The sequence below is a fragment of the Methylophilus medardicus genome (genome assembly GCF_006363955.1).
In the GTDB taxonomy this organism is placed as follows: Bacteria; Pseudomonadota; Gammaproteobacteria; order Burkholderiales; family Methylophilaceae; genus Methylophilus; species Methylophilus medardensis.
In genome coordinates this window covers 1,974,017-1,994,395 of record NZ_CP040948.1, presented here as the reverse complement: position 1 = coordinate 1,994,395, position 20,379 = coordinate 1,974,017, and the positions used below count along the sequence as shown (strand labels likewise).

The window sequence follows — 20,379 nt, the reverse complement described above, 5'->3', positions numbered from 1 at the left end:
CACAGCTAGTGACATAGCTTACTCAGGAAACAAGCATGTATTTTGCAATTTTTATGTTGGTGATTTTGCTAGTCTCGGGCGTGATCTGGCTGCTAGACATTTTGGTCTTACGCAAACAACGTCAAGCCGGTGCGCTGGGAGAAGTGGCAGATCCATGGTACGTCGAATACAGTAAAAGTTTTTTCCCAGTGATTTTGCTGGTGTTTACGGTGCGCTCTTTTGTGGTCGAGCCATTTAAGATTCCTTCTGGGTCGATGATGCCAACTTTGCTGGCGGGGGATTATATTCTGGTGAACAAGTTCACCTATGGTTTACGTGTGCCAATTTTGAACAAGGTTTTTTATCCGGTGAGTTTGCCGCAGCGTGGTGATGTGTTTGTGTTTCATTATCCGCCTGATACCACGATTGACTATATCAAACGCGTGGTTGGCTTGCCCGGCGACAAAATTCAGTATCGTGACAAGCAACTTACGATTAATGGCAAAGTCATCAATCTTGATTTTGTACAACCCTATCAATACGCGCTCAATGTGAATGATGAAAGCGGCAATGCGCGGGCGGTTGATGTGACCGCTTCACGCTTGAATGAGCAATTGGGTGGCGTCAAGCATGATGTATTGATTCATGACATCATGAATCAATATAGCCCAGGTAGCCCGGGAGATCGCCTGATGCAAGGGGAGACCATTACCGTGCCTGCTGGCGAGTACTTTGCCATGGGGGATAACCGCGACAACAGCTCTGACAGCCGCGTCTGGGGGTTTGTGGCTGAAAAACATCTGGTCGGTAAAGCGTTTTTTATCTGGTTTAATTTTGACCAATGGCGCCGGATCGGGCAAAGTATTGGTTAAGTGCACGGTGAGCCGTGTCGAAACGACTTATTTTTGAGGAAATAGTACGATGACACACGCAAAGCGTTTCCACCAATATGGTATCGGTTTAATCGGCTTTTTGCTGGTGTTGACGGCATTTGGCATCTTGGGTACGGTGGCTTTAAAAGCATTACCTGCCTACGTCGAATATTTTTCAATCCAAGCAACCGTGAATCGCATAGCGCATGATCCTATGCTGCAAAACGATAGTCAGATTCGCACTGCGTTTGATCGTCAAATGCAAGTGGATAGCATTCGTGACGTCACTGGTCGCGATTTAGACATTGGGAGTGGATCGGTGTCAGTGCGTTATCAGAAAAAACTCGCGCTGACAGACAGCATGACGCTGCTGATTGACTTTGATGCCGCCAGCAAACCTTAATGGCCCATTCATGAACGCACTTCCAGTATTACAAACCAGAATTGGCTACGATTTTACGCAGCCTGCATTGCTGCAACAGGCGCTGACACACCGCAGTTTTTCGGCGACCAATAACGAGCGACTGGAATTTTTGGGCGATAGCGTACTTAACTTTATTATCGCGCACCAACTGTTCAATTTATTTCCGCACTCACCAGAGGGCGATTTAAGTCGTTTGCGTGCGAAGTTAGTCAGAGAAGCCAGTTTGGCAGAAATTGCTGCTGATCTGCATTTGGGCGATGCGCTGAAACTTGGTGAAGGCGAGATGAAAAGCGCTGGCTGGCGCCGTCCATCTATTCTGGCCGATGCGCTAGAAGCAATTGTAGGCGCCGTCTATCTCGATGGTGGCTTTGACGCAGCACAAAAAGTCGTCTCATTGCTCTATCGCGATAAGCTACATACGATTGATCCAACGTCGATAGACAAAGACGCCAAGTCACAATTACAAGAATATCTGCAAAGCAAAAAAATGGATTTACCAGAGTATCAGGTGATTTCGATTGAAGGTGAGGCGCATGCGCAGACCTTTACTGTGCAATGCTTTATTAAAAAACTCATGTTGACCACCACCGGGGTGGGCACCAGTCGCCGTGTGGCGGAGCAACAAGCGGCCAAATTGGCCATGGATGAGATTCAAACATGACAGATCATATACCCGCCGCAGACGATTTTCGTTGTGGTACCGTCGCCATCGTTGGGCGCCCAAATGTGGGTAAATCCACATTGTTAAACCATATTTTAGGCATGAAGCTGGCGATTACGTCGCGCAAAGCGCAAACGACGCGCCATCGATTGCTCGGCATTCACACCACTGACGACACCCAGTTTTTGTTTGTGGATACCCCAGGGTTTCAACAAAAACACATTAACGCGTTGAATAAAACACTCAACAAAACGGTTACCCAAGTGTTGACCGAGGTAGATGTGGTGTTATTTGTTATTGAGCCCATGAAATTAGGCGAAGCGGATGAACTGGTGCTTAAATTATTGCCTAAGAATAAACCGGTGTTATTGGTGGTGAATAAAGCAGATCTGATGGGAGATAAAGGCAATTTGCTGCCTTTGATTCAGGACTTTGATTTGCTGTTTGAGTTTGCCGGTATTATTCCAGTCAGTGCTAAAAAGAGTCTCTACTTAGATGAACTACTGTCTGCCATCCGCGCGCATTTGCCACAACAGCCAGCGATGTATGCCGAAGATGAGTTGACCGATAAAAATGAACGTTTTTTGGCAGCAGAACTGGTGCGCGAAAAGATCTTCCGCTTGTTAGGCGATGAGGTGCCGTACTCGGTGACTGTTGAAATTGAAAAATTCGAAACCGTGAAAAATCTACGCCGTATTTTTGCTGCGATTATTGTGGATAAAGATAGCCAAAAACCAATGATCATCGGCAAAGGCGGCGAGAAACTCAAGCAAATCTCAACCGAAGCCCGTCAGGACATGGAGAAGCTGTTTGGTTCTAAGGTGTATCTCGAGACCTGGGTCAAGGTTAAAGGTGGCTGGGCAGATGATGCGCGCGCATTGAAAAGTCTGGGCTTCTAATCTTATTCACTGATTGCTGGCATTCTCATGGCAGTAAAACCTTCGGATACCGGTGGCTATAAGCAGTCTCAGCAACCGGTATTTATTCTACATAGCTATCCTTTCAAAGAAACCAGTTTGGTGGTTGAAATGTTCAGCCACGATCTTGGCCGAGTGGCTGCGGTGGCAAAAGGGGCCAGACGGCCACTGTCTGCGATGCGCGGCATGTTGCAGTCGTTTCAGCAGCTCGCGGGTACTTGGTCGGGTAAAAACGAACTCAAAACCTTGCATGCCTTGGAGTGGATGACTGGTCTCACGCTACTCAAGGGCGACGCCCTGATGTGCGGTTTTTACATGAATGAACTGCTGTTGCGTCTCCTGCCACGCGATGATCCGCATGCGCGCTTATTTGAGTATTACGCACAAACGATACAATTACTTTCTACCTTGCAGCACGATGCCGGCAATGCCCCATTGGCCGAAATCATGCGTCGGTTTGAACTTAAAATGCTGCAAGAGTTGGGCTATGCGGTGCCGCTCACGCATGATGAGCATGGTGAAATCATTCATGCGGATGAAACCTATCGATTTGAAGCTGACTATGGAGCGTGCGCGCCCTCAGCTACCAAACATGGTGTGGTGATCCAAGGGGCCACGCTGCTTGAAATGGCGCGAGGCAATTACAATAGTGTCACGACGCAGTCGCAAAGCAAGCAATTAATGCGCTATTTGCTGCAACATTATCTGGGCGACAAGCCATTGCATACCCGGCAATTATTGGTCGATCTACAAGGATTTTAGTGGGTACAAGCCCCGCCATGTTTTTACGCTCAGCGCGGGCTTATTTTTTGCACGATCCCTTCGGTTTGGCCCTGCCAACAGTTAAAATACAGACATTTCCCTCACTACGAAGAAAGCTATGTTAAAACTAGGCGTCAATATTGATCATGTGGCTACCATCCGTCAGGCGCGTGGTACAAAGTATCCGAGCGTGGTTCAGGCGGCCCTGCGCGCTGAACAGTCGGGTGCCGATAGCATCACCTTGCATTTGCGCGAGGATCGTCGCCACATGCAAGACGCAGACATTTTTGCTCTGCGTCCGCTGCTGCAAACCAAAATGAATTTGGAGTGTGCAGTGACCGGTGAAATGATTGATATTGCCATTCAGGTGAATCCTCAAGATGTGTGCTTGGTGCCTGAGCGTCGCGAGGAGCGAACCACTGAGGGCGGGTTGGATGTATTGACTCACTACAACAAGGTTGAGCATGCGGTGAAAAAATTATCCGCGCAAGGCATTCGGGTGTCGTTATTTATTGCACCTGATCTTGCTCAAATTGATGCCGCAGTTAAAATGGGCGCGCCGGTGATTGAACTACATACCGGCACATTTGCCGACGCAGACACTGAAAAGGCACAACTGAGCGAGCTTGAAAAAATTCAAACGGCACTGCAGCATGCCAAAGCGGCAGGACTGATTGTGAATGCGGGTCATGGCTTGCATTATCACAATGCGCATCATATTGCGCGTTTGCCTGGCTTTGAAGAGCTGAATATCGGCCACGCCATCGTTGCGCATGCTTTATTTGTGGGCTGGGATAGTGCAGTGCGTGAGATGAAAGCCCTCATGAAAGCCTTTTCACCCAAGTGATGCGATTGCAATCTCTTTGTTAGGGGGCGATATGATATACGGCATAGGGACTGACATTGTCGAGGTCGAGCGAATTCACGCCTCTTTGGAGCAGTTTGGCGAAAGCTTCGCAAAACGCATTCTGGCGCGGAGTGAGTGGGACGACTATGCCGACAGTAAATTAAAGGCCCGTTTTTTGGCGAAACGCTTTGCCGCCAAAGAAGCCTTTGCTAAAGCGCTGGGCACTGGCATTCGCGGTGATGTCAGTTTTCAAAATATTGCCGTCACCCACGATGCGCTTGGCCGGCCATTGTTGCAACTTTCTCCGCCCTTGCAAGCCTTTCTCAAACAACATCACATTTACCAATCGCATATCAGCATCAGCGATGAAAAAAATCTAGCATTGGCCTATGTGGTATTGGAAACGACGCTAACCGCATGAGCGCCGGTGACGCCGTAGACATCGAACGTCGTTTCAGCGGGGTAAGACGCCTGTATGGCGAGACGGGATTCATGCGTCTGCAACAAGCCCATGTGCTGGTGATTGGCATCGGTGGCGTCGGCTCGTGGACCGTCGAAGCTTTAGCGCGCAATGGGATCGGCAAGTTAACCTTAATTGACTTGGATAATATTGCTGAGTCAAACATCAATCGGCAGATTCATGCGCTCGACAGCACGTTAGGTAAAGCCAAGGTCACGGCAATGCGTGAGCGCATCGCGGCCATTCATCCGCGGTGCGAAGTGATTGAAATTGAGGACTTTGTGACCGCAGAAAATCTGACGCAGATGTTGGCGGGGCAACCGGATGTGGTGGTGGATTGTATGGATGACACCAAAGCTAAAACAGCGTTGGCAGCCTATTGCAGGGCGCAGCAACGAGCTCTGATTATGGTGGGCAGTGCAGGCGGTAAATTGGATGCCACACGGCTCCGCCTCGCTGATCTAGCGCATGTGCAAGGCGACCGTATGCTGGCGAAGGTGCGTACCCAATTGCGGCGCGATCACGGCTTTGCCAAAGCCTCTGACCATCACAAGTCCGCCAAATTTGGCATTGCTGCAGTGTATTCTGATGAGCCGGTGGCGCGTCCTGAAGCCGCTTGTGACACACCGCAGGCGGGGCTGACAGGATTACATTGTGCCGGCTATGGCTCCAGCGTCAGTGTCACTGCAAGTGCAGGGTTTATCGCAGCTCAACAAGCCATTCGCCAGTTAATCAGCGGTGTTTAGTCGGTCGATCCTCGCTTGATGGCGCACATACGGCTTTAAAAGGTTGAACAATGTGGCGATTTAGGCGTCACTTAGTATATGCAGGCATAAACCTTGCATGTTATCAGTCGGATCTGCGTTACTTGCAGGGCATTAAATAGACTGTTTTTGCGCCTGTCATCCCGCATTCACGTCCTCGCTGTATCCTTTACAGTGTGTTCTCTCACTATTGTTTTACCGATCAAAGGTCATTGCCATGCAACTGGATGTATTTTTGAAACAGGTGTCTATCAATCAAGCCTTAAATAGCCTGATCAGCCATATCGCCGAGGCGGGCATTGAGATTGCAAGTCTGGTCAAACAGGGCGCATTAGCCGGGGTGACTGAAAAAATGACCACCACCAATGTGCAGGGCGAAACCCAGATGCAGTTAGATATCCTTAGTCATGATCTGGCGCTGGCGCAACTACGTGCATCTACTGTCGTCGCTGGCGTGCTGTCAGAAGAAGTTGATGCGCCTGTGCTATTTGAGACCCTAGATGCACCATTTTTGGTCAGCATGGATCCATTAGATGGCTCATCCAATTTAGCGATCAATGGCGTCGTGGGCAGTATTTTCTCAATCCTGCCGAATACGGGGGTGTCCAGATTAGGAGAACAGGCATTTTTACAGCCCGGACAAGCGCAACGCGCCGCCGCTTATGTGATGTATGGTCCGGCGACCTTACTGGTGCTGACTATGGGTCAAGGCACGCACGTATTCACGCTCGATGCGCAACAGCAAATATTTACGCTCACACAACAGACGGTACAGATTGCGGATCAAACCACGGAGTTTGCCATCAACACCAGTAATCAGCGCTATTGGCAACCCGCCATGCAGCGTTATATTGCAGAATGCCTGCACGGGGCGGACGGACCACGCGGCCATGATTTTAATATGCGCTGGTGTGCGAGTATGGTGATGGACGTACACCGGATTCTGACTCGCGGCGGGGTGTTTCTCTATCCGCGCGATACTAAACAACCGGTCAAGGCTGGCCGTTTAAGGCTACTGTACGAAGCAAACCCAATGAGTTTGTTGGTGACGCAGGCAGGTGGCGCGAGCATCGATGGCTTAGACGATATTCTGTCGATTCAACCGACGAGCTGTCATCAACGGGTGCCGGTGTTGCTCGGGGCCAAACAGGAAATCCAGCGCTTGCGTGATTACCATCAGCAAGCCTCACATTAAAGGAGTATCACATGGCATTGATCTCGCTCAAACAATTACTCGACCACGCAGCGGACCACAGCTATGGCTTACCCGCATTTAATATCAATAATATGGAGCAAATTCTCTCCATCATGAAAGCCGCAGACGAGGTAGACAGCCCGGTGATTTTACAGGCGTCTGCGGGCGCACGCGGCTATGCCGGCGAGTCATTTCTGCGCAAAATGGTCGAAGCGGCCATCGAACAATATCCACATATTCCGATTTGCATGCACCAGGATCATGGCGCCTCGCCTAAAGTTTGTCAGATGGCGATTCGGAGTGGCTTTTCTAGTGTGATGATGGACGGTTCGCTGATGGAAGATGGCAAAACCCCTGCCAGTTACGAATATAACGTTGAGGTGACACGCCGGGTGGTCGAGTTTGCACACGCGGTAGGCGTCTCGGTAGAAGGAGAGTTGGGGGTGTTAGGTTCGCTGGAAACCGGTATGGCAGGCGAAGAGGATGGCGTCGGTGCGGAGGGCAAACTGGATGAGTCACAGTTGTTGACGGATCCGGACGAGGCGGCTGCATTTGTAGAGGCGACGAAAGTCGACGCGCTCGCCATTGCCATCGGCACCAGTCATGGCGCTTATAAATTCACCCGGCCGCCTTCAGCTGACACGCTTTCGATTGAACGTATCCGTGAAATACATGCCAAAATTCCAAACACGCATTTAGTGATGCATGGTTCCTCCAGTGTGCCGCAATCTTTATTAGAGCAAATCCGTCACTATGGAGGCAATATCAAAGAAACCTATGGCGTGCCGGTGTCGCAAATTGTTGAAGGCATTAAAAATGGTGTACGCAAAGTGAATATCGATACCGACATCCGCTTGGCCATGACTGCTGCGATCCGTGCCCATTTGATGGAACATCCAGAAGACTTTGACCCACGCAAATATTTTAAAGAAGCGACCACAGCGGCGCAGCACTTATGTAAAGAACGCTTTGAAGCCTTTGGTAGTGCGGGCCAAGCGAGCAAGATAAAAGTGGTGACACTCGAAAAAATGGCGGCGCTATATTAGCCGACCATTTCTGTACCAAAGTCATCAATAATAACGACAAACCGAGGGGGCATGAGCAAAAGGAAAGTCATCATGCGACAAAAATTAGTGGTTGGTAACTGGAAGCTGCACGGCGGATTAGTAGAGAATCAAGGTTTGTTGAATCGACTCAAGCAAGAATTGCATGATCTCGATGGTGTTGAAACGGCAGTGTGTTTGCCATATGTCTATTTATATCAGGCACAGGCCTTATTGCAAGACTCGCCGATTGCTTGGGGCGCGCAAAACGTCAGCCAGTTCACTGAAGGTGCCTTCACATCTTGTATTTCGGCCAAAATGGTGGCCGAGTTTGGTTGTACTTATACCATTATTGGCCATTCTGAGCGGCGCGCGCTCAAGCTCGAAAGTAATCAAGTCGCTACCAAGCGGCTTCTGAATGCTTTGCATGCCGGCCTAACGCCTATTTTCTGTGTCGGTGAGACACAAGATGAGCGCGACGGCGATATGGCAGAACTGATTGTGCGTAATCAAATGCTCAACGTCGTGTATGGCCTTGATGATGAGGCGTTTGCATTAGCAAAAAAATTCAAGATGGTCATCGCCTATGAGCCAGTGTGGGCGATCGGCACTGGTGAGCATGCAAGCCCGGATCAGGCGCAACGCATGCATGCGTTTATCCGCATGATGATCGCTGAACGTGACCGTGAATTTTCTGAACAAATTCGAATTGTGTATGGTGGCAGTGTCACCACCAAAAATGCACACAGCTTGCTCAGCATGCCAGATATTGACGGTGGCTTATTGGGTCGCGCGGCTTTAGTGCCCGAAGATTTTGTTGATATTTGTAGAACCGCCAGTCGTTGCTATCAGCAAAAAGCGGGTTTACAGGAACCATCGCCAGCGTTGCCAGTCTTTGAGGCATGACGACGACATTCAAAGGAAATAAAAGCCACTTGCCAAGCAAACTTTGCCAGCAATGCGGCAAAGCCATGACCTGGCGCAAAGCCTGGGCCAACAATTGGGAACAGGTCAAATATTGCTCTGAGCGCTGCCGTCGCGCGCCTTCAAAAGGCACCTCATGAGACATTTGGTGATCATTTTGGGTGACCAGCTCTCGCTGGATAACCCCGCCTTAGCAGACTTTGACCCTAGCCAAGACCATATCGTGATGGCTGAGGTCATGCAGGAGTCGACGCATGTCTGGTCGCATAAACAACGCATCACGCTGTTTTTGTCGGCCATGCGCCACTTTGCACAGGCATTGCGCGCAGCAGATTTCCCCCTGACCTATTATGCGCTTGACCAACATCACTACCCGGACCTTGCAGCGGTTTGGCATGCCATGCTACAAAACGATCCGCCGCAAGCGATCAAAGTGTGTGAGCCCGGGGATTGGCGCGTGTTGCAAGACCTGCGGGCAATGGCGGATCAACATCAGATTCCGTTGCAACTCTGTGCAGATACGCATTTCATGTGCAGCATTGAGCAGTTCGAGCGCTGGGCTGCGAAATATGCCGACAAAAATAGCACTTTGCGCATGGAGTTTTTTTATCGCGGCATGCGCAAAAAATACAATATCCTGATGGAAGGTGACGCGCCAACTGGCGGCGACTGGAACTACGATCACGACAATCGTCAACCGCTAGGCAAACAAGGCCCACAGGATTTGCCAAGCTTGCCTGTGTTTGCAGCGGATGCGATTACACAAGAAGTCATGGCCATGGTAAGCACGCGTTTTGCCGATCATCCAGGTGCATTGGCGCCTTTCGTCTGGCCAGTCAACCGCGAGCAAGCACTCACCTTACTTGCGCATTTTATTACGCATAAGTTACCGCAATTTGGCCCATATCAAGATGCGATGTGGCAAGACACCCCCTATTTGTGGCATTCATTACTCGCCTCTGCATTAAATCTTAAATTACTCAATCCGCGTGAAGTGATTGCCGCTGCGGAACAGGCCTATCTGGCTGGCCAAGCGCCGCTATTTAGCGTTGAGGGCTTTATTCGGCAGATTTTGGGATGGCGGGAGTTTGTGCGGGGCGTGTATTGGTTGGATATGCCAGCACTTAAATCCGCCAATTTTTTTCAACACCAGCGGGCATTGCCGAACTGGTTTTGGACCGGTGACACACATATGCAATGTTTGTCGCAATCGATCGGCCAAACCTTGCGTACCGCGTATGCGCACCATATTCAGCGGCTCATGGTGATCGGTTTGTTTTCGACCTTAGCCGAGTTGTCGCCGCAACAAGTGTCCGACTGGTTTTTGGCGGTGTATGTCGATGCCGTCGAATGGGTCGAGCTACCCAATGTCGCAGGCATGGCGCTCTACGCCAATGGTGGTCGCTTTACCAGCAAGCCTTATATCGCTAGTGGTGCCTACATTCAGCGTATGAGTAACTATTGTACGGGTTGTCGTTATGACCCCAAGCAAAAAACCGGGGAACGGGCATGTCCGTTTACCACGCTATATTGGGCATTTTTAATTCGGCATGAGGCGATGCTGGCGGCCAATCCACGTACCAGCTTAATGGTGAAACATGTGAGCAAAATGGCTGCCGAAGATCGTTTAGCCATCACCACTTTTGCCGAGCAGCGTCTGCAACAGTTAGCCGAACTCTAAGTATTGATCGTGTAATTTCATAAAACTGTCACAATGGCTCACCCGAGAGTGGATACAATGACAGCCATGAAACTGACCACGCCTGCTCTGCTTGACAGAGACCTTAGTATATTGAGTTTTAATGCCCGCGTACTGTCCTTGGCGCAGCGAGAGGACTATCCTTTACTGGAGCGGTTGCGTTTTTTATGTATCGTGTCTAACAACCTCGATGAGTTTTTTGAGGTGCGCATGCCCTTGCAGATGGAGGCCTACCAGCAAGGGGTGACTAGCGGTCCGGTCACGGCCACCACGTTCGAACGGGTGGCAGAAATGGCGCAAGCGCTGGTTGCCCAGCAATATCAGCTGTTTAACGATGCCCTGATGCCCGCGCTGGCAAAAGAACGCGTGCATTTGGTTTCAGGCAATGTGCGCACCGCAGAACAAACCACGTGGGTAGCAAATTACTTCAAGCGTGAAGTGCTGCCATTTTTGATGCCGGTGTCGCTAGACCCGTCGCATCCTTTCCCACAGGTCGCAAATAAATCACTGAATTTTATCGTGCGAATTGCGGTGGGTGGTGAAGAAAAAATTGCCATCGTGCGAGCACCCAGGGTGGTGCCACGGTTGGTGCAATTGCCACCGTCAATCAGCAAGGGCGAGCAATGCTTTGTCTCGCTGACTAGCGTGATTCGTGCCAACTTAGAGGTGCTGTTTCAAGGCGCGACTATTTTGCATTTTTCGCAGTTCCGCGTCACCCGCAATAGCGATCTTGAGGTTGATGAGGATGATGTGATTAACCTGCGCACCGCGCTGCGTGAAGAGTTGGCGCATCGACAATATGGCGAGGCGGTACGTCTGGAAGTGACGCAAGAATGCGACGACCGACTTGCAGAGTTTTTGCTCAAGCAGTTTAATCTGCCGCCATTGGCCCTTTATCGCGTTAATGGACCGGTCAATCTGGGACGCTTGATTCAATTGCCAGACATGGCCAAAGGCGATCATCTCAAATTCGTGCCATTTCAGCCGCACTGGCCGCAACACATTAAAAGAAACACCGCTTTGTTGGCGCAGATGCGCGAGAAAGATTTATTGATACATCAACCTTACGAAAGTTTTGAGGTGGTGATTCAATTGCTGGAAGAGGCAGTCAAGGATGAGCAAGTACTGGCCATCCGCATGACTATTTACCGCACCGGCGCGGACCCACGCATGTTGCGGCTGTTGCAAGAAGCGGTGCGCAGGGGTAAAGAGGTGCTGGTGGTGGTAGAGTTAAAAGCCCGCTTTGACGAAGAGGCCAACATCAACTGGGCCGAAGCGCTTGAATCGGTGGGTGCGCAAGTGGTATATGGTGTGGTTGGTTTGAAAACCCACGCCAAAATGCTGTTAATTATGCGACGTGAAGGCAAAGTCATTCATCGCTATGGGCATCTCTCTACCGGTAATTACAACCCGAAAACCACCCGTTTGTATACCGATTGGAGTATGCTCACTGCAGATGCCCATCTCACGCGGGAAATGGAGACGGTGTTCCGCCACCTGACGAGTGAATTACCTATTCCTGCGTTAAAGCACCTATTGGTGGCGCCGTTTACCCTGCAACACAGCATGATCAAGCAGTTAGAAAAAGCACAGCGTTTGGCCAAGCAAGGCAAACCTGCGCGGGTGATCGCTAAAATGAACGCTTTGACCGATGTCCCTTTGGTGACCGCCCTGATGAAAGCCGCCAGTGCCGGAGTTGAAATAGACCTCATCGTGCGCGGGGCGTGCATCTTGCCGGTGGATTTGCCAGCGCTTAAGGGACGTATCCGCGTACGCTCTATTGTCGGACGTTTACTGGAACATTCTCGCGTGTTTTATTTTGAACTGGATGGTCAAGTGAGTATGTGGCTTTCAAGTGCAGACTGGATGAGTCGAAATATGATGCGCCGCGTCGAGCTGGCTTGGCCAATCAAACAGCCAGCCATGCAAAGCCGCATTTACCAAGAAAGCTTGCAGCTTTATCTGCAAGATAATACCGATGCTTGGCAATTGGCAGAAAACGGTCAATATGTGCCGGTTGCACAACAGGTCTCTGATGCTGCGCCGGTCGCCTGCCAGAGCTTACTTTTGCAGCAATACCATTCCATGTAGTGCGCGTATGACAGTGAAAAACTTGATTTTATGGCGTCATGCCGAAGCAGAAGTGCTGCTGCACGGGGCCTCGGACTTGGAGCGGGCGTTGACCAAAAAAGGGCATAAACAAGCCAAACAAATGGCTGGTTGGCTGAAAAAGTATTTACCCAAAAAGACCTATGTATTGGTCAGCCCCTCGGTACGTACTCGTGAGACGGTGGGTTATTGGGGCGAGGATTGGCAGGAAGACAGCCGACTAGCCCCCGAAAGACCATTGGAGCCATTGTTGCAACTGCTGGCACAAAGCCCGTTTGATACCGTGATGCTGGTTGGTCATCAGCCATGGGTAGGCGAATTGGCCGCGCAGCATTTGGGCATTGCCGACGCACAGATCAGCATTAAAAAAGGTGCTATCTGGTGGTTGCGTCTGCCAAAGTCGGGGTTGCCGTATAAGTTATACAGCGTGCAAAGCCCCGAATTGATTGATTAAATAGGCTTGGGGCCCGATGCTGGCAACCCCTCAGCTAGCGACTATTTTGCCGGTCTGCCGGTTTTGATGGTGGGCACAGAGGCCATGGTGGCGAGGAGGGTCGCGTCATCCATTGCAGCGAGTAATTTTAAGCCCGCTCTTAATAATTCGCTTTTCTTGGCTGGTTTGGCCAGGTTTTCTAAGCGTTTTTTTAGCGTGGCAATTTGTGCATACTCTTCTTTGGGCATCGTGAAGCTATCACGCTCCATTTTTACCTTATTGTTTTTCGCTTTATCCTTTGCGGGCGCTGTAGCGGTTTTATTCACCACTTTGATACTGGCTGTTGGGCCTGATTTTTTGACCGTTGCCGGGGCTGGGGTGGCCTTTTTGGGCGCTGGTTTAATGGCTGGTTTGCTAGGGGCTGCTTTGGTAGCGACGGGCTTGGCAGCGGGCGTTTTAGGGGCTGCTGGCTTCGCGACGACTGGTTTATTTGCGCTCAATGGTTTGGCAGGTGCTTTGCTGGCCATCATATTCTCCTGTATTGGTATTGTGAAAACAGTTTATACCGTTTTAAGCTTGCGTCAATTGTCACAAATATTTCATATTATTAGGGTGTCATCGCGTTTGTTTTTCATGACAAAATGCAGCACCTTCTATTGGGGAGCATAAGATGCGCAGGGTATTGGTGGCAAATACCAAAGGAGGCTGTGGCAAAACCACTTTAGCCACGAATCTTGCGGGCTACTTAGCGCAGCTGGGTCATAAAATTGTGCTGGAAGACCTTGACCGGCAACAATCTTCAGCCAGTTGGCTAGCGCGCCGACCCGCCCATGTGGCCACCGTTTTTAACGCTGAGGACCTTGGTAAATCCGCTTTGCAAAAAGCGGATTGGGTGATTGCAGATTCGCCGGGCGCGTTGAGTGAGAAAAAGATTTCTGATGCTGTGGCAGAGGCTGATTTGGTGTTGGTGCCGATTGCACCTTCTGCCTTTGATATCGGCGCCACACAAGACTTTTTAGCCCTGCTGGCTGAAGAAAAGGCAGTACGCAAACATAAGACTTTTGTTGGCTTGGTTGGCATGCGAGTGATGCCACGCACACATTCGGCAGAACGCCTGTTAACCTTTATGGATGAGTCTGGCTTTGCTGTGCTCTCCATGTTGCGTTCTTCACAAATCTACGTCACGGCTGCCGAAGAGGGATTGAGTATTTTTGAGTTGTCGAACACTCTCAAAGAGGTGGACATTGCACAATGGAATCCGGTCACTGATTGGATTTTGCAAAACAGTTAATTTAAGCCTGTGGACAGGCAAGTTGTAGATCATTAAAGGGAGTCCTATGAAAGATAAGGTAAATCCAGATTATCTGGAAAAAGTGAAACATTTAGATGCGGGCGAGGCTGAGCGCATTTTGTCACGCATGGGGGGCAAGCTGCCTAAACGCTTCATCAAGGAGAAACTCACGCAGGATGAGGCTTTGGCGTTGCAATTAGAAATCGAAGATGAACAGTTGCATGAATGGCGCGAAAAAGTCGCCAAAATGCGTGAAGAGGACGAAAAGCGCGACAAAAAGAAAAAAGACTGAGTCTGCAACAGCAACGCATAAAAAACGGGCACCATGGTGCCCGTTTTTATTGGTGCTATGGTGGCGATTACCAGCGCATTGCGAGCATCGCACCTGCGCCAAAATCGACATTCGATCTGGTATCACCTGCAACCATATAGGTTTATAGTTTGTAGCGTTGATCAAACTTGTTTAAATGAAGTATCGAACAATCGCTTAACGGCAGCCCCTTGGTTGATATCACTGCGTGGTGACCTGAAATTGCCAGCCAAGTTTTTGCCATAACAGCGACTCTTCTTCTAGCAAATAGTAGGTTTGCGGGTGCTGGCTGGCCCATTGAGACGATAGTGTTAATACAAATTGCTGTTTGTGGCGGGTTAACTGCAAGTGCTTTAGGGTAGGCAGTCGTCGTGAGTGGCAGAAAATGACAGCAAGGCGCAACGCCATCAGTTGGCAAACCAAATCCTGATTGTCAAAGTCTGCGGCGAGTTTGCGTAATTTGCCCTGGTGCCCCAGCACGAGTAGGCTGATGGCATGCAACTCACTTTGGGCAAAACCCATTAATTCCGTGTTATCTAGAATGTAAGCGCCATGTTTGTTGCAATCTGTGTGTGAAATCGCCCAGCCGATTTCGTGACTCAAGGCGGCCCAGTGCAACAAGGGTTTGTGCGAGTCACAGGCTTGCATCGCATCATAAAAATACAAAGCGACTTTGCTCACATTGTTGGCATGATCCATCTCTACACCAAACTGTTTGCACAGTCTGGTGATTGAAATGGTGCGTAAATCCTCCGCAGCATTATCTGAACTCAGCATGTCGTACAACACGCCATGCCGCAACGCGCCATTGGCCACTTTTAAGGTATCAATCTTGAGCGTGTCAAATACCGCGATTAATACGGACAAGCCGCCACCAATGACAGCGCGTCTATCGTCTTTAAGGCCTTCCATATTTAGCCGGTCAGCAGATTTGGCTTTCACCAGTATCTGTTTCAGCCAGTCTAATTGTGCGCGTTCAATGCGGTCGGTGGCAAAGCCTGCACCAGCTAAGACATCGGCCACAGCGCCCACTGTGCCTGAGGCGCCGTAGGCGACCTCAGATTGACCAACATAGCGATTGGCAATCATGTCGATAATCGATTCGGCGGCAATTTCGGCGCGCTCAAAGTTACGCTCACTGAATTGACCATCAGCAAAATATTTTTGCGACCAACCGACCGAGCCTAATCGTAAAGACTCCGTCACATTGGCCTTGAAATGCTGACCCAAAATAAATTCGGTCGAGCGTCCCCCGATATCCACCACCAAGCGCTTTTCATCCGATTGCGGCAACATGCGACTGACGCCCTGATAAATCAGCCGCGCCTCTTCAACGCCAGAAATAATCTCAATCGGATAGCCCAATACTTTCTGCGCCTGTTTGATAAAATCTGCGCTATTGGTCGCTTCGCGTAAGGTTTGCGTCGCCACGGCTCTGACATGTTCCGCCGGAAAGCCTTTTAAACGCTCACCAAAGCGCGCCAGACACTTTAAGCCACGCTCGAACGCTTGTGGTTTGAGGTTACGCTCTTCGTCTAGATCGCCACCTTGACGTACCGCCTCTTTTAAATAGTCGACACGCAAAATCTGACCATCCACCACCCGGCCGATTTCAAGTCTAAAGCTGTTAGAGCCCAAGTCTACGGCGGCGAGTTGGGTATCATGAGTAATGTTGAGCATGCGTTAATACAGTATAGGTCACTTAAGGTAGCGGTTAATCGCTTGGGGGTATTCTGGAAAATAGCGTTCGATGATGCTTAAATCAAAACTTCTCAAAATGCTGGTATTGGATTCACGGTCGAGCAAAAAAGCGAAAGAGGCTTCCACCAATGCTGCCGCATTGTGCGTGGCGTCTAATAGCGGTCCTGCATACTCCGGTTTGACACTGACTTGGTGCGTGGTGACATGCGAGCCATGCACGGTGACAGAAAACGAATTCGGACTTGTTTCAGTCACCTCAATAGTTGCCATAATTGCCTCCGCGATGATTGCCGCTCCATCAACAATGACGTGGGCAAGTTCTGTAAACAGTATAAATTGTTATTATGGTGGAGGCCAGTGAAACTAATGTGAAACGAGTAGGCTGATACAAACCGCTCTTTCATCAAATTGTCATGGCTGACATTTAAGCTACAAAAAAATTAACATGCCATTTAAACACTTTTTATTCATATTCTCGCTCGCCGTTTGTCTGCCAATATCGGCGCAAGCAGCCCGCCCTTTGGTCACAGATGACGCACGCTTGACCAATGCGCACAGCTGCCAGTTAGAAAGTTGGATGCGCAGTTATCAGGGCGGGCAAGAGCTATGGGCATTACCAGCGTGCAATTTGGGTGAAAACTTTGAAATCACGCTGGGTGGCGGCACCTATCGTAACCGCGACGATCACTATCAAACTGAAGATTGGGTCAGCCAATTTAAAACGCTATTCAAGCCTTTAGACACCAATGGCTGGGGTGTGGGATTCGCCGTGGGGCGCGTGATGCACCCAGATATTCAACCGGGGCCAAATCAGTTGGGCAATACCTATTTTTATGTTCCAGCCTCATTTTCATGGCACGACGACGCCTTGATTGTGCATGTGAACGCTGGGATGTTGCGGGATCGCCAGCAAGCGCGCAACAAATTGAATATGGGCCTCGGCGCCGAGTTTCAATTGGGTGGGCCATTTAAGGGCGTCGCCGAAATATTTGGTGACTACACGCAGTCGCCTTTTTACCAAATGGGATTGCGTTACTCTCTGTTGCCGGACGTGTTTCAAATAGATGGCACAATTGGCCAGCAAGTCGATGGCAATCGCCAGACGCAGTGGTTATCCATCGGCTTACGCTGGACTCCGAAATAGTTGCATGGCACGGTCAGCCCGCTTCAGCATTATTTCAACAAAATAATGCGATTAATCTGCCCTAATCTGAACGCGGTCGTGGTCAATTTGCCCCCTTTTAGTGCCAACGGTCGAATCGGGCAGGGCGGGATGCGGCGGCCATCTTCCAGCAAAGTGTCATCCTCTGCGGTAGATTGCCAAACGCCGCCATTGACTGGCCGAAATTGCCAGCGCACATACCCAACTTTGGCACCTAAGTGCAACATTTCGTCACGGTCAGGGGCTTCGCTGACCAATAACTCGTTTTCGAGCGCTTCGTCGTATTTGCCAAAGGCTTGTTTGCAGGCAAACGCCTCTTCCTCACTGGCGCCTACATAAGTGCAGGCGCGATGCTCTTCGCGCTGCACATCCCAGGCACCAAGTTGCCATGCGGCATCGAGGATGGCTTCTTCCACCACTTCTGGTTGCCGCCAGCGGTCATTAATTTGTAAGGCTGAGCCTGGCACTGGCTGCAGTAAAGGTTTGAGCGCGGGTAGTGCGGCAATCGGTTGTTGACGAAAACCATGCCAGTGCATCATCAACAAAAGTGGGGTGTCGGCGCGAGGCACTGCGGTCAGTGTCACCGCGGTGAGTGGCAATTGCATGACCTGCATTTGCTCAATTAAAGTGTGAAAAATGTTCATCATTCACTCCTACGTTGCGATTTAGGCGTATTGCCTTTCATCGCTAGCAAAAACTGTGCTGATCATGGCACGTGAAATCGCAGATGAGCCCACCTATTCTGGGCGTTGTGATAAGAATGAAACCGCCGCGCAGCGGTTTTAATAGAGGGTTGTGGTAGGCTCGCATAGTTTCGTTATTTGTCCCCTCTTGAAAAACGGTTATCGCTTCCCCATCTAAACGTAAATTTTCGTGTTTAACTCGTTTTTTTGGAGGAATTGTCATGACCACTGCGACAGCAGAATCGCAATCTAAACAGACCATGGGCTTTCAGGCCGAGGTCAAACAGTTACTGCAATTAATGATCCACTCACTGTATAGCAACAAAGAAATCGTGTTGCGTGAGTTGATTTCTAACGCATCCGATGCGGCGGACAAGTTGCGTTTTGAAGCGATCTCAAACGGCAGCCTGTACGAAAATGACAGTGTATTGAACATTCGTATCTCATTCGACAAGGACGCACGCACACTGACCATTGCTGATAATGGTATTGGGATGCGTCGCGAAGAGGTGATCAACAACATTGGGACCATTGCCAAGTCCGGTACCAAGGAGTTCTTTCAGAACCTGACCGGAGACCAAGCCAAAGATGCTAATCTGATCGGCCAGTTCGGGGTCGGCTTTTACTCCAGCTTTATCATTGCCGATAAAGTGACGCTCATTACCCGCCGCGCAGGCGAGACTGAAGCCGTAAAGTGGGAGTCGCACGGTGAGGGCGACTTCACCATCGAAGCCACTGAAAAGGCCGGACGTGGTACCGAGGTGATTTTGCACCTGCGGGAAGGCGAAGAGGAGTTTCTCAACGACTGGAAGCTGAAAAGCATCGTCCGCAAGTATTCAGACCATATCACGCTGCCAATTGTGATGAAAAAATCAGAGTGGAAAGACGGCGAGAATGGCGAAGGTGGCCAGATGGTCACCACCGATGAGGACGAAACCATCAACAAGGCCTCCGCGTTATGGGCGCGCAGCAAGAGTGATATTTCAGAAGAAGAATATCAAGCGTTTTACAAACACATTTCACACGATTATGAAAATCCGTTGGCATACACCCATAGCCGGGTGGAGGGTAAGCAAGAGTACATTTCATTGCTGTATGTGCCTGCCAAAGCGCCGTTTGATTTGTATGACCGCGATCGCAACCAAGGCATTAAGCTGTATGTGAAACGTGTGTTTATCATGGAAGACGCAGACAAACTGATGCCACAATACTTGCGTTTTGTGCGTGGCGTGATTGATTCTGCCGATTTGCCATTGAACGTCTCTCGTGAAATCCTGCAGGACAGCCGTGATGTCGAGGCGATTAAAAATGGCTCAGTGAAAAAAGTATTAAGTTTGCTGGAAGAAGTCGCTGACAATAAACCTGACGATTACGCCAAATTCTGGGAGCAGTTTGGCCGCGTACTCAAAGAGGGGCCCGGTGAAGACTTTGCCAACAAAGAAAAAATTGCCACCTTGTTACGGTTTGCTTCTACTCAATCAGACACTGAGGTACAAAACGTTTCACTCAAGGATTACCTCAGCCGCATGAAACCTGAGCAGGAAGTGATTTATTACATCACTGCGGATACGTTCGCTGCGGCTAAAAACTCACCACACTTGGAAATCTTCCGTAAAAAAGGCATCGAAGTGCTGTTGATGTCCGACAAAGTAGACGAATGGTTGCTGGGCAGCCTGACCGAGTTTGAAGGCAAAAAGTTACAGTCTATCGCCAAAGGCGACTTAGACCTGGGCAAGCTCGAAGACGAGGCTGATAAAGCGGCGCAAAAAGAGGTCGAGGCGCAGGCCAAAGACTTGGTTGAGCGTTTAAAAGCAGCCTTGGGGGATGCCGTCAAAGAAGTGAAAGTAACGCATCGCTTGACCGATTCGCCTGCATGCTTGGTGGCAGGCGAGCACGATTTGTCGGGCAATCTGGCGCGTATTTTGAAAGCTGCCGGACAAAAAGCACCAGAGAGCAAACCAATTCTTGAGATCAATCCATCTCACCGTTTGGTTGAGAAACTCAGTGCTGAAGCAGATGCGGCCAGATTTGCCGATTATGCGCATGTATTGTTTGATCAAGCCTTGTTGGCTGAAGGTGGCCAGCTGGAGAATCCAGCCAGTTTCGTCAAACGCATGAATAGCTTGATTCTGTAATTGACTTA

23 protein-coding genes are annotated in these 20,379 nt (G+C 49.9%); 19 read left to right on the top strand and 4 right to left on the bottom strand.

Annotated features, from left to right (window positions below; translation table 11 throughout):
* Nucleotides 1–35: 35 nt before the first annotated feature.
* From lepB to FIT99_RS09355, 15 genes are all read left to right on the top strand, one after another.
* Entirely contained in the window at nucleotides 36–851 is an 816-nt protein-coding gene (gene lepB / locus FIT99_RS09425; RefSeq protein WP_140004053.1) for a signal peptidase I, read from the top strand.
* A gap of 49 nt (nucleotides 852–900) precedes the next feature.
* The gene (locus FIT99_RS09420) at nucleotides 901–1,254 is read left to right on the top strand and encodes a DUF4845 domain-containing protein (protein ID WP_140004052.1); all 354 of its coding nucleotides are present in this window, start codon (nucleotides 901–903) and stop codon (nucleotides 1,252–1,254) included.
* A gap of 10 nt (nucleotides 1,255–1,264) precedes the next feature.
* A complete protein-coding gene (gene rnc / locus FIT99_RS09415; protein ID WP_140004051.1) occupies nucleotides 1,265–1,936 on the top strand; it encodes a ribonuclease III in 672 nt (223 codons plus the stop codon).
* Entirely contained in the window at nucleotides 1,933–2,835 is a 903-nt protein-coding gene (gene era, locus FIT99_RS09410) for a GTPase Era (protein ID WP_140004050.1), read from the top strand. The genes rnc and era overlap by 4 nt, the downstream gene beginning before the upstream one ends.
* 27 nt (nucleotides 2,836–2,862) lie before the next feature.
* A complete protein-coding gene (gene recO / locus FIT99_RS09405) occupies nucleotides 2,863–3,615 on the top strand; it encodes a DNA repair protein RecO (RefSeq protein WP_140004049.1) in 753 nt (250 codons plus the stop codon).
* Between the two features lie 118 nt (nucleotides 3,616–3,733).
* Nucleotides 3,734–4,462, top strand: coding sequence for a pyridoxine 5'-phosphate synthase (gene pdxJ / locus FIT99_RS09400; RefSeq protein WP_140004048.1), 729 nt, complete (start codon nucleotides 3,734–3,736; stop codon nucleotides 4,460–4,462).
* Between the two features lie 31 nt (nucleotides 4,463–4,493).
* A complete protein-coding gene (acpS, locus tag FIT99_RS09395; RefSeq protein ID WP_140004047.1) occupies nucleotides 4,494–4,883 on the top strand; it encodes a holo-ACP synthase in 390 nt (129 codons plus the stop codon).
* A complete protein-coding gene (locus FIT99_RS09390; RefSeq protein ID WP_140004046.1) occupies nucleotides 4,880–5,668 on the top strand; it encodes a tRNA threonylcarbamoyladenosine dehydratase in 789 nt (262 codons plus the stop codon). Before acpS ends, FIT99_RS09390 begins: the two co-directional genes overlap by 4 nt.
* Nucleotides 5,669–5,903: 235 nt before the next feature.
* The gene (locus FIT99_RS09385) at nucleotides 5,904–6,881 is read left to right on the top strand and encodes a class 1 fructose-bisphosphatase (RefSeq protein ID WP_140004045.1); all 978 of its coding nucleotides are present in this window, start codon (nucleotides 5,904–5,906) and stop codon (nucleotides 6,879–6,881) included.
* Between the two features lie 11 nt (nucleotides 6,882–6,892).
* Complete coding sequence (fba, locus tag FIT99_RS09380; protein WP_140004044.1) at nucleotides 6,893–7,927, top strand: class II fructose-bisphosphate aldolase; 1,035 nt, start codon at nucleotides 6,893–6,895, stop codon at nucleotides 7,925–7,927.
* 72 nt (nucleotides 7,928–7,999) lie between these two features.
* On the top strand, nucleotides 8,000–8,830 hold the full coding sequence (tpiA, locus tag FIT99_RS09375; protein ID WP_140004043.1) for a triose-phosphate isomerase: 831 nt from the start codon (nucleotides 8,000–8,002) through the stop codon (nucleotides 8,828–8,830).
* Nucleotides 8,827–8,988 (top strand): DUF2256 domain-containing protein, encoded by a 162-nt coding sequence (locus FIT99_RS09370; RefSeq protein WP_140004042.1) that lies wholly within the window; start codon nucleotides 8,827–8,829, stop codon nucleotides 8,986–8,988. Before tpiA ends, FIT99_RS09370 begins: the two co-directional genes overlap by 4 nt.
* Nucleotides 8,985–10,529, top strand: coding sequence for a cryptochrome/photolyase family protein (locus FIT99_RS09365; protein WP_140004041.1), 1,545 nt, complete (start codon nucleotides 8,985–8,987; stop codon nucleotides 10,527–10,529). Before FIT99_RS09370 ends, FIT99_RS09365 begins: the two co-directional genes overlap by 4 nt.
* A gap of 66 nt (nucleotides 10,530–10,595) precedes the next feature.
* A complete protein-coding gene (gene ppk1, locus FIT99_RS09360; protein WP_140004717.1) occupies nucleotides 10,596–12,638 on the top strand; it encodes a polyphosphate kinase 1 in 2,043 nt (680 codons plus the stop codon).
* Nucleotides 12,639–12,645: 7 nt separating this feature from the next.
* Nucleotides 12,646–13,110 carry a SixA phosphatase family protein gene (locus tag FIT99_RS09355; protein ID WP_140004040.1) on the top strand — a complete coding sequence of 155 codons (465 nt, stop codon included), beginning with the start codon at nucleotides 12,646–12,648 and terminating at the stop codon, nucleotides 13,108–13,110.
* A 41-nt stretch (nucleotides 13,111–13,151) separates the two neighbouring features.
* Here the strand turns inward: FIT99_RS09355 and FIT99_RS09350 are convergent, their stop codons facing one another.
* Nucleotides 13,152–13,619 (bottom strand): hypothetical protein, encoded by a 468-nt coding sequence (locus tag FIT99_RS09350; RefSeq protein ID WP_396652209.1) that lies wholly within the window; start codon nucleotides 13,617–13,619, stop codon nucleotides 13,152–13,154.
* A gap of 140 nt (nucleotides 13,620–13,759) precedes the next feature.
* Here FIT99_RS09350 and FIT99_RS09345 point away from each other — a divergent pair, with 140 nt between their 5' ends.
* Complete coding sequence (locus FIT99_RS09345; protein WP_140004039.1) at nucleotides 13,760–14,380, top strand: ParA family protein; 621 nt, start codon at nucleotides 13,760–13,762, stop codon at nucleotides 14,378–14,380.
* A gap of 46 nt (nucleotides 14,381–14,426) precedes the next feature.
* Nucleotides 14,427–14,672, top strand: coding sequence for a hypothetical protein (locus tag FIT99_RS09340; protein WP_140004038.1), 246 nt, complete (start codon nucleotides 14,427–14,429; stop codon nucleotides 14,670–14,672).
* Between the two features lie 219 nt (nucleotides 14,673–14,891).
* On the opposite strand, the gene FIT99_RS09335 is transcribed toward FIT99_RS09340, so the two are convergent.
* The gene (locus FIT99_RS09335) at nucleotides 14,892–16,370 is read right to left on the bottom strand and encodes a Ppx/GppA phosphatase family protein (protein ID WP_140004037.1); all 1,479 of its coding nucleotides are present in this window, start codon (nucleotides 16,368–16,370) and stop codon (nucleotides 14,892–14,894) included.
* 18 nt (nucleotides 16,371–16,388) lie between these two features.
* Nucleotides 16,389–16,661: a hypothetical protein gene (locus FIT99_RS09330; RefSeq protein ID WP_189524728.1), complete on the bottom strand. Its 273-nt coding sequence runs from the start codon at nucleotides 16,659–16,661 to the stop codon at nucleotides 16,389–16,391.
* A gap of 175 nt (nucleotides 16,662–16,836) precedes the next feature.
* Between FIT99_RS09330 and FIT99_RS09325 the strand changes: the two genes are divergently transcribed.
* Nucleotides 16,837–17,535 carry a hypothetical protein gene (locus tag FIT99_RS09325; RefSeq protein WP_223261170.1) on the top strand — a complete coding sequence of 233 codons (699 nt, stop codon included), beginning with the start codon at nucleotides 16,837–16,839 and terminating at the stop codon, nucleotides 17,533–17,535.
* A 29-nt stretch (nucleotides 17,536–17,564) separates the two neighbouring features.
* Here FIT99_RS09325 and FIT99_RS09320 read toward each other — a convergent pair whose 3' ends face one another.
* Nucleotides 17,565–18,200 (bottom strand): diguanylate cyclase, encoded by a 636-nt coding sequence (locus FIT99_RS09320; RefSeq protein ID WP_223261169.1) that lies wholly within the window; start codon nucleotides 18,198–18,200, stop codon nucleotides 17,565–17,567.
* A gap of 257 nt (nucleotides 18,201–18,457) precedes the next feature.
* Between FIT99_RS09320 and htpG the strand changes: the two genes are divergently transcribed.
* Nucleotides 18,458–20,371: a molecular chaperone HtpG gene (htpG, locus tag FIT99_RS09315; RefSeq protein ID WP_140004035.1), complete on the top strand. Its 1,914-nt coding sequence runs from the start codon at nucleotides 18,458–18,460 to the stop codon at nucleotides 20,369–20,371.
* Nucleotides 20,372–20,379 lie beyond the last annotated feature (8 nt).

What these genes read in the sequence shown, in the direction of transcription:
- lepB (WP_140004053.1), top strand. Translation starts at nt 36, where the DNA reads ATGTATTTTGCAATTTTTATGTTGGTGATTTTGCTAGTCTCGGGCGTG.
- FIT99_RS09420 (WP_140004052.1), top strand. Translation starts at nt 901, where the DNA reads ATGACACACGCAAAGCGTTTCCACCAATATGGTATCGGTTTAATCGGC.
- rnc (WP_140004051.1), top strand. Translation starts at nt 1,265, where the DNA reads ATGAACGCACTTCCAGTATTACAAACCAGAATTGGCTACGATTTTACG.
- era (WP_140004050.1), top strand. Translation starts at nt 1,933, where the DNA reads ATGACAGATCATATACCCGCCGCAGACGATTTTCGTTGTGGTACCGTC.
- recO (WP_140004049.1), top strand. Translation starts at nt 2,863, where the DNA reads ATGGCAGTAAAACCTTCGGATACCGGTGGCTATAAGCAGTCTCAGCAA.
- pdxJ (WP_140004048.1), top strand. Translation starts at nt 3,734, where the DNA reads ATGTTAAAACTAGGCGTCAATATTGATCATGTGGCTACCATCCGTCAG.
- acpS (WP_140004047.1), top strand. Translation starts at nt 4,494, where the DNA reads ATGATATACGGCATAGGGACTGACATTGTCGAGGTCGAGCGAATTCAC.
- FIT99_RS09390 (WP_140004046.1), top strand. Translation starts at nt 4,880, where the DNA reads ATGAGCGCCGGTGACGCCGTAGACATCGAACGTCGTTTCAGCGGGGTA.
- FIT99_RS09385 (WP_140004045.1), top strand. Translation starts at nt 5,904, where the DNA reads ATGCAACTGGATGTATTTTTGAAACAGGTGTCTATCAATCAAGCCTTA.
- fba (WP_140004044.1), top strand. Translation starts at nt 6,893, where the DNA reads ATGGCATTGATCTCGCTCAAACAATTACTCGACCACGCAGCGGACCAC.
- tpiA (WP_140004043.1), top strand. Translation starts at nt 8,000, where the DNA reads ATGCGACAAAAATTAGTGGTTGGTAACTGGAAGCTGCACGGCGGATTA.
- FIT99_RS09370 (WP_140004042.1), top strand. Translation starts at nt 8,827, where the DNA reads ATGACGACGACATTCAAAGGAAATAAAAGCCACTTGCCAAGCAAACTT.
- FIT99_RS09365 (WP_140004041.1), top strand. Translation starts at nt 8,985, where the DNA reads ATGAGACATTTGGTGATCATTTTGGGTGACCAGCTCTCGCTGGATAAC.
- ppk1 (WP_140004717.1), top strand. Translation starts at nt 10,596, where the DNA reads ATGAAACTGACCACGCCTGCTCTGCTTGACAGAGACCTTAGTATATTG.
- FIT99_RS09355 (WP_140004040.1), top strand. Translation starts at nt 12,646, where the DNA reads ATGACAGTGAAAAACTTGATTTTATGGCGTCATGCCGAAGCAGAAGTG.
- FIT99_RS09350 (WP_396652209.1), bottom strand. Translation starts at nt 13,619, where the DNA reads ATGATGGCCAGCAAAGCACCTGCCAAACCATTGAGCGCAAATAAACCA.
- FIT99_RS09345 (WP_140004039.1), top strand. Translation starts at nt 13,760, where the DNA reads ATGCGCAGGGTATTGGTGGCAAATACCAAAGGAGGCTGTGGCAAAACC.
- FIT99_RS09340 (WP_140004038.1), top strand. Translation starts at nt 14,427, where the DNA reads ATGAAAGATAAGGTAAATCCAGATTATCTGGAAAAAGTGAAACATTTA.
- FIT99_RS09335 (WP_140004037.1), bottom strand. Translation starts at nt 16,370, where the DNA reads ATGCTCAACATTACTCATGATACCCAACTCGCCGCCGTAGACTTGGGC.
- FIT99_RS09330 (WP_189524728.1), bottom strand. Translation starts at nt 16,661, where the DNA reads ATGGCAACTATTGAGGTGACTGAAACAAGTCCGAATTCGTTTTCTGTC.
- FIT99_RS09325 (WP_223261170.1), top strand. Translation starts at nt 16,837, where the DNA reads ATGCCATTTAAACACTTTTTATTCATATTCTCGCTCGCCGTTTGTCTG.
- FIT99_RS09320 (WP_223261169.1), bottom strand. Translation starts at nt 18,200, where the DNA reads ATGATGAACATTTTTCACACTTTAATTGAGCAAATGCAGGTCATGCAA.
- htpG (WP_140004035.1), top strand. Translation starts at nt 18,458, where the DNA reads ATGACCACTGCGACAGCAGAATCGCAATCTAAACAGACCATGGGCTTT.